This is a genomic window from Streptomyces phytophilus (assembly GCF_013870535.1).
Classification (GTDB): Bacteria; Actinomycetota; Actinomycetes; order Streptomycetales; family Streptomycetaceae; genus Streptomyces; species Streptomyces phytophilus.
The window spans coordinates 1-5,580 of sequence record NZ_JACBXC010000314.1 but is presented as its reverse complement, the minus strand read 5'-3'; the positions used below and the strand labels follow the sequence as shown (position 1 = coordinate 5,580).

Below are 5,580 nucleotides of genomic sequence, written 5' to 3'. Positions count from 1 at the left end.
GCATGCGCGCGAGCGGGCGGTCCCGGAGTCGCTGACGCTCCTGCTGATAGAGGCGGAGCCCGGCAGCGGGCCCGGCATCGCGCGGATGCTGGAGCAGGCGGGCGCCGGCCGCCACGGGGAGCGGATCCGGGTGCGTACGGCGCGCAACCTCACCGAGGCCGAGCGGCTGCTCGGCCCGGACGTGCACTGCATCCTGCTGGACCTCGGCGTGGCGGGCGAGGCGGCCGCCGCGGAGGACGCCGGTCCCGCGGAGGAGGGCGACGAGCTGGAGGCGCTGCGCGAGGTGCTGGCCATGGCACCGCTGCACGCGGTGCTGGCGCTCACCGACGAGGACGACGTCGAGCTGGCCGCCGAGGCGGTCCGCGTCGGCGCGCAGGACTACCTCTTCCGCGGCGAGCTGGACGGCCGGGTGCTCGGCCGCGCCATCCGGTACGCGGTCGAGCGCAAGCGGGCCGACCTGACGCAGAGCAGGCTGACGGCCTCGCGGCTGCGGGCGCAGGAGAACGCCCGGCTGGAGCGGGGGCTGCTGCCCACGCCGCTGCTCGCCGGCTCCGGCCTCGGCTTCTCCGCCTGCTACCGCCCCGGCCTGCCGCCGCCCGCCGCCGGCGCCACCCCCACCAGGGCGCTGCTCGGCGGTGACTTCTACGACGCGGTGCGTACCCCGGACGGCGCGGTGCACGCGATGATCGGCGACGTCTGCGGCCACGGCCCGGACGAGGCCGCACTCGGCGTGGAGCTGCGCATCGCCTGGCGGGCGCTGACGTTCGCGGGCCTGGTCGGCGACGAGCTGCTGGCCACGCTGCAGCAGGTGCTGGAGAACGAGCGCGCCGACGACGAGATATTCGCCACGATGTGCACCGTCGACGTCTCCCCCGACGCCCGCCCGCCAGGTAGAGGCCGGCGCTCGGCCTGCTGCCGCGCGCCCGCTGGCCGCGCCAGCAGGTGGAGCTGGGCGGCGCTTGGAGCCTGATGCTCTACACCGACGGCCTCATCGAGGGCCGCACGGGCCCGGGCCGCGGCCGGCTCGGCCAGGACGGCATGCTCACGCTGGTGGGCAGGCTGCTGGACCAGGGGCTCGCCGGCGACGACCTGCTGCACGGCGCGGTCACCGAGGCGCGGGCGCTCAACGGTGGCGATCTGACCGACGACGTGGCGGTGCTGCTACTGGATCGGCCCCCGGGCCCTTGCGGACCCGGGGACCGGAGGTCGTGATCGCGGGGGCGGGTCAGCGCCCGTTGAACGGACCGTAGGGCCCGTCGGAGCTGCTCCCCCCGCTGCGCCGGCCGCCGCCGACCTGCCTGAGCGCGGGCCGGACGTCCACCATGAAGACGATGGTCGCGATCAGCGCGATGATCGGCAGGAACGACATGATCGGGAAGATGATCATCACGGCGAAGCCGACGCCGAGGATGATCAGCCAGAACTGCTTGGTGTTCTTGTCGGCGGCGCGGTAAGCGTCCTCACGGGCCGTCGCCGCGAAGAACAGTGCCACGGCCGCGAACACCGTCAGGGCCAGGCTGAGCAGGGCCAGCAACGAGTTGAAGCCAGAGATGAGCACGCGGTCCACCGCCTATTAGTCCGACTCAGTGTTCAGGGGTCCGGCGCAGACACCGTACCCGGATAACGCCCCGGGCACGCGAGGGGTGCCCGGGGCGCGGAGCTCAGGAGTCCGCCTTGGGGGTGTTCTTCTTGGCGGCGGACTTCTTCGCGGTGCCGTTTGCGCTGGTCCGGGGGGCGCGCTTGCGGGGCGGGGCCTTCTTCGCGGCGGCCGGCCCGGCAGCGGCGGGCTCGTCGTCGACGGCCTTGCCCCCGGCAGGACGGGCGGCCTCGTCGGCCGCGCCCTCGTCGGCGGCGGTCTTCTCCTCGCCGGGCCGGATGATCTCGGTGGTCACCTGGACGGCGTCGGCGGTGTCGCCGCGCCACTCCGCGACCGCCCCGCGACCGCGCTCGGCCAGCTCGTCGTAGGTCTCGCGGGCCTTCACCGCGTACTCGGCGGCGCGCCCCACGCCCTGCAGGGCGAGGTCCTGGGCCGTCTCGCGCAGCTTCTTGATGTCGGTGTCCAGGTCGCCCAACCGCTCGGCGACCTTCGCCTGCGCCTCCTTGGCCTGCTTCGACATCCGCTCCTGCACCTCACGCGGGTCGGTCTCCCGCACCGCGGACAGCCGCTCGGGCGCCTCGGCCCGCAGCCGCTCCACCAGCGCCGGCACCTCACGCAGCTTCTCCAGCGCCAGGTCGGCGGTGCCGGCGACCGCGTACAGGGGCGTCGGGTCCTTGAGCGTCTTGCGTACGTCGTCCGTCATGGTCATGGCGTTCTCCTCTGGTCGCTGGCGCGCTTCGCATCGCCCTCGCCCCGCCCGCCACCCGGCCGCGGGGCATCCCCGTTCGTCGGTCCCTCCTCCGCGTCCGCGCCCGCGTCGTCGCGCGCGTTCTCCTTGCGGAAGGAGTCGTAGATCTGCAGCAGCACCTGCTTCTGCCGTTCACTGATCGCGGGATCGGTGAGTATTGCGGTGTGCACCGCCATCCCGTCGGCCCCGTCACCCCGGCGCTCGTCGAGGATCCCCGCCTGCACGTACAGCGTCTCGGCGGAGATCCGCAGCGCCTTCGCGAGCTGCTGCAGGATCTCGGCGCTGGGCTTGCGCAGCCCGCGCTCGATCTGACTGAGGTACGGATTCGACACCCCGGCGGCATCGGCGAGCTGCCGCAGACTGAGCCGCGCACTGCGCCGCTGCTCCCGCAGGAACTCCCCGAGGTTGCCGACGTGTATCGAACCCATGCCCCGATGCTGCCGCAGCCGTGCTAACTATTGCAAGCACCTGCTTGCAAGTGTGTCACACACCACATATCGCGACACTATCGCGAGTTACCCCGGCTGTCGGCACGATCTTGATGAAAGAACAGGGCCCTCGCATCATCTACGGATGGACGACACGCCGAACCGTCTCCCGACCGCCCTGCCCGCGCTGCGCTCCCGGGCGCGCGAAGCGGGCTTCACCATGTCCAGCGAGGACCGCACGGGCAGCCTCCTGGCGGCACTCGCCGCCACCCGGCCCGGGGGCCGGGTCCTCGAACTCGGCACCGGAGTCGGGGAAGGCGCCGCCTGGCTCCTCAGCGGCATGGACCGCGCCTCCCGGCTGACCACCGTCGAACTCGACCCCGCCGTCCAGGCCATCGCCCGGGAGCAGCTCGGCGCCGACCCGCGGGTGACCTTCGTCTGCGGGGACGGCGGCAGCTGGCTGGAGGACTTCGACGGCGCGCCCTTCGACCTCGTGTTCGCGGACACGTGGCCGGGCAAGTTCACCCACCTCGACCGGTCCCTGGACCTCGTGGCTCCCGGCGGGACCTACCTGATCGACGACCTCGTCCCCCAGCCCGGCTGGCCGGAGAGCCACGAGGCGTCCGTCGACGGCCTTCTGGCCGGGCTGGACGGACGCGAGGACTTCCGCTGCGTCCGCCTGGCGTGGGCGAGCGGACTGCTGATGGCGGTACGCACGGCCTGACGGCCGGGAGCCGGCCGCGATCACCCCGTACGTCCTTCCGGTCATTTCCTGATGATGCAGAAGGGATGTCCGGCCGGATCGGTGAGGACCCGCCATCTCTCCTCACGGGGCTGGCCGTCCGGCTTGCCGGCGCCCAGCTCCAGGAGCCGGGCCTCGGCGTCGTCCAGTTCCTCCTCGACCGCGAAGCAGAGGTGGAGCTGCTGGGGGACGATCTGGGTGGGCCAGGTCGGAGCCCGGTGGCCGTCGACCCGCTGAAAGCCGAGGGAGAGCCCGTCCGCGAAGGTGAGGGCCGCGAAGTCGGCGTCCGAGTCCGGGTGGCGCGGGAGGCCGGTGGCCCGCTGGTAGAAGGCCGCCAGAGCCGGCGGGTCGGGGCAGTCCAGGGTGATCGCGCTCAGCTTCAGCTGCGGGGGCATGGCACCTCCGGGCACTCGGTCAGGGGGCTTCGGTCGACGAGCCTAGACGCCGCGGTTGACCTTCACCCTTGGGGAAGCCCGAGCATCGGTCGGGCCGGGCGAGCGCCCGGTGCGAGGAGGGACGGCATGGGGCTGCTGACCATCGGGGCGTTCGCGAAGGCGGCGCGGCTGTCGCCCAAGGCGCTGCGGCTCTACGACGAGCTGGGGCTGCTGACGCCCGCCCGTGTCGACCCGGTGAGCGGCTACCGCCTCTATGCGCCGGAGCAGTTGGAGCAGGCCCGGCTGGTCGCCTGGCTGCGGCGGCTCGGGATGCCCCTGGCCCGTATCCGGCGCGTGTGCGCGCTGGACGGCGCGGCGGCCGCGGCGGAGGTCCGGGCGTTCTGGGCCGAGGTCGAGGCCGACACCGCCGCGCGGCGGGAGCTGGCCGCCTTCCTCGTCGGTCACCTGTCGTGGAAGGAACCTGCCATGCCCCTGGGAATCCGTTACGCCGCCCTGTCCGACGCCGGTCTCGTACGCGAGCGCAATCAGGACACCGCCTACGCCGGGGAGCGGCTGCTCGCCGTCGCCGACGGGTACGGGGAGCGGGGCGCGCCCGCGAGTGCCGCTGCCGTCGGCGCGCTCCGGCGCCTGGAGGCCGACGGCATCCCGGCGGGCGGTCTCCTCAACGTGCTGGAGGACGCCGTCGAGAGGGCCGGGCGCGCCGTGGACGGCGTCACGTCCGCCGCGCCCGGGGACGCCGGGACGACGCTCACCGCGATGCTCTGGACCGGCTCGCAGCTCGCCCTTGTCCACATCGGCGACTCCCGCGCGTACGTCCTGCGCGACGGCGAGCTGTTCCTGATCACGCACGACCACACCATGGTGCAGTCGATGGTCGACGAAGGGCGCCTCTCCGCGGAGGAAGCCGCCTCGCACCCGGAGCGGTCCCTGCTGATACGCGCCCTGGGCGCGGGCGCCGACGGCACCGCGGACATGCGCCTGCACGACGCCCGGCCGGCGGACCGCTACCTGCTCTGCTCCGACGGGCTGTCGGCCGTCGTGCCCGCCGGGGAGATCCGCCGGGTGCTCGCGGAGAGCGGTGGGCCGGAGCCGACGGTCCGCGCGCTCGTCGCCCTCGCCAACGGCTCCGGCGGCCCCGACAACGTCAGTTGCGTGGTCGCCGATGTCGTGGAGCTGGAGCGGCAGTAGGGGCGGTGCACGCCGAGTGGTACCGGACGCGCATGTACGGGCTCCGGCGCGAGGCCGAGGAGTACCGGCTCGCGCGCGCGGCTAGGCGAACGTGTACGTCGTCCAGTCCGCGTACACGTCGTAGCCGAGGCGCTGGTAGAGCGCGTTGCTGGTGGCGTTGGCCGCGTCGGTGAAGAGGGCCACCTCCGTGGCGCCCGCGGTGAGTGCCGCGCGGGTCACCGCCGCCGTCACCCCTGCCGCGTAGCCGCGGCCGCGGTGGGCGGACGGGGTGTAGACCGGGTCGACCTGGGCGAGGCCGGCGACCGTGGGGTTGATGCCGGCCATGGAGACCGGGGTGCCGTCGGGGGTCTCCCAGAAGGTGTAGTCCTTGTCGGCGTAGCGGGTCGTGGGCCAGGTCGCGGCGTCGATGGTGACGTCCTCGCGGACGTCGGCGGCGAAGCCGCGGCAGAAGGCCATGAGCCGGTCCCGGTCCGCCTCGCCGG

The 5,580-nt window shown here is 73.6% G+C and carries 7 protein-coding genes and 1 pseudogene; 3 read left to right on the top strand and 5 right to left on the bottom strand.

What is annotated here, in order from left to right; all coding sequences use genetic code 11:
- Positions 1-1,212, top strand: a pseudogene (locus H5J30_RS15835) (PP2C family protein-serine/threonine phosphatase); the annotation flags it as partial.
- Between the two features lie 13 nt (positions 1,213-1,225).
- Here the strand turns inward: H5J30_RS15835 and H5J30_RS15830 are convergent.
- The 3 genes from H5J30_RS15830 to H5J30_RS15820 all read right to left on the bottom strand — a co-directional run bounded on the left by H5J30_RS15830 (position 1,226) and on the right by H5J30_RS15820 (position 2,773).
- Positions 1,226-1,558, bottom strand: a complete 333-nt coding sequence (locus H5J30_RS15830) for a DUF2516 family protein (RefSeq protein WP_181788079.1) — start codon at positions 1,556-1,558, stop codon at positions 1,226-1,228.
- 103 nt (positions 1,559-1,661) lie between these two features.
- Positions 1,662-2,306, bottom strand: coding sequence for a hypothetical protein (locus H5J30_RS15825; RefSeq protein WP_181788078.1), 645 nt, complete (start codon positions 2,304-2,306; stop codon positions 1,662-1,664).
- Positions 2,303-2,773: a helix-turn-helix domain-containing protein gene (locus tag H5J30_RS15820; protein ID WP_181788077.1), complete on the bottom strand. Its 471-nt coding sequence runs from the start codon at positions 2,771-2,773 to the stop codon at positions 2,303-2,305. Before H5J30_RS15820 ends, H5J30_RS15825 begins: the two co-directional genes overlap by 4 nt.
- Before the next feature lie 145 nt (positions 2,774-2,918).
- Here H5J30_RS15820 and H5J30_RS15815 point away from each other — a divergent pair, with 145 nt between their 5' ends.
- Positions 2,919-3,497 (top strand): O-methyltransferase, encoded by a 579-nt coding sequence (locus tag H5J30_RS15815; RefSeq protein ID WP_181788076.1) that lies wholly within the window; start codon positions 2,919-2,921, stop codon positions 3,495-3,497.
- Between the two features lie 41 nt (positions 3,498-3,538).
- On the opposite strand, the gene H5J30_RS15810 is transcribed toward H5J30_RS15815, so the two are convergent.
- A complete protein-coding gene (locus H5J30_RS15810) occupies positions 3,539-3,910 on the bottom strand; it encodes a VOC family protein (protein ID WP_181788075.1) in 372 nt (123 codons plus the stop codon).
- A gap of 126 nt (positions 3,911-4,036) precedes the next feature.
- On the opposite strand from H5J30_RS15810, the gene H5J30_RS15805 reads away from it, so the two are divergent.
- Positions 4,037-5,098: a MerR family transcriptional regulator gene (locus tag H5J30_RS15805; protein WP_181788074.1), complete on the top strand. Its 1,062-nt coding sequence runs from the start codon at positions 4,037-4,039 to the stop codon at positions 5,096-5,098.
- An 81-nt stretch (positions 5,099-5,179) separates the two neighbouring features.
- On the opposite strand, the gene H5J30_RS15800 is transcribed toward H5J30_RS15805, so the two are convergent.
- A partial coding sequence (locus H5J30_RS15800; RefSeq protein ID WP_181788073.1) for a GNAT family N-acetyltransferase occupies positions 5,180-5,580 on the bottom strand: 401 nt, incomplete at its 5' end.

Bases quoted from the DNA above. Each gene is read 5' to 3' on its own strand.
- H5J30_RS15810 (WP_181788075.1), bottom strand. From the start codon at position 3,910: ATGCCCCCGCAGCTGAAGCTGAGCGCGATCACCCTGGACTGCCCCGAC.
- H5J30_RS15815 (WP_181788076.1), top strand. From the start codon at position 2,919: ATGGACGACACGCCGAACCGTCTCCCGACCGCCCTGCCCGCGCTGCGC.
- H5J30_RS15825 (WP_181788078.1), bottom strand. From the start codon at position 2,306: ATGACCATGACGGACGACGTACGCAAGACGCTCAAGGACCCGACGCCC.
- H5J30_RS15805 (WP_181788074.1), top strand. From the start codon at position 4,037: ATGGGGCTGCTGACCATCGGGGCGTTCGCGAAGGCGGCGCGGCTGTCG.
- H5J30_RS15820 (WP_181788077.1), bottom strand. From the start codon at position 2,773: ATGGGTTCGATACACGTCGGCAACCTCGGGGAGTTCCTGCGGGAGCAG.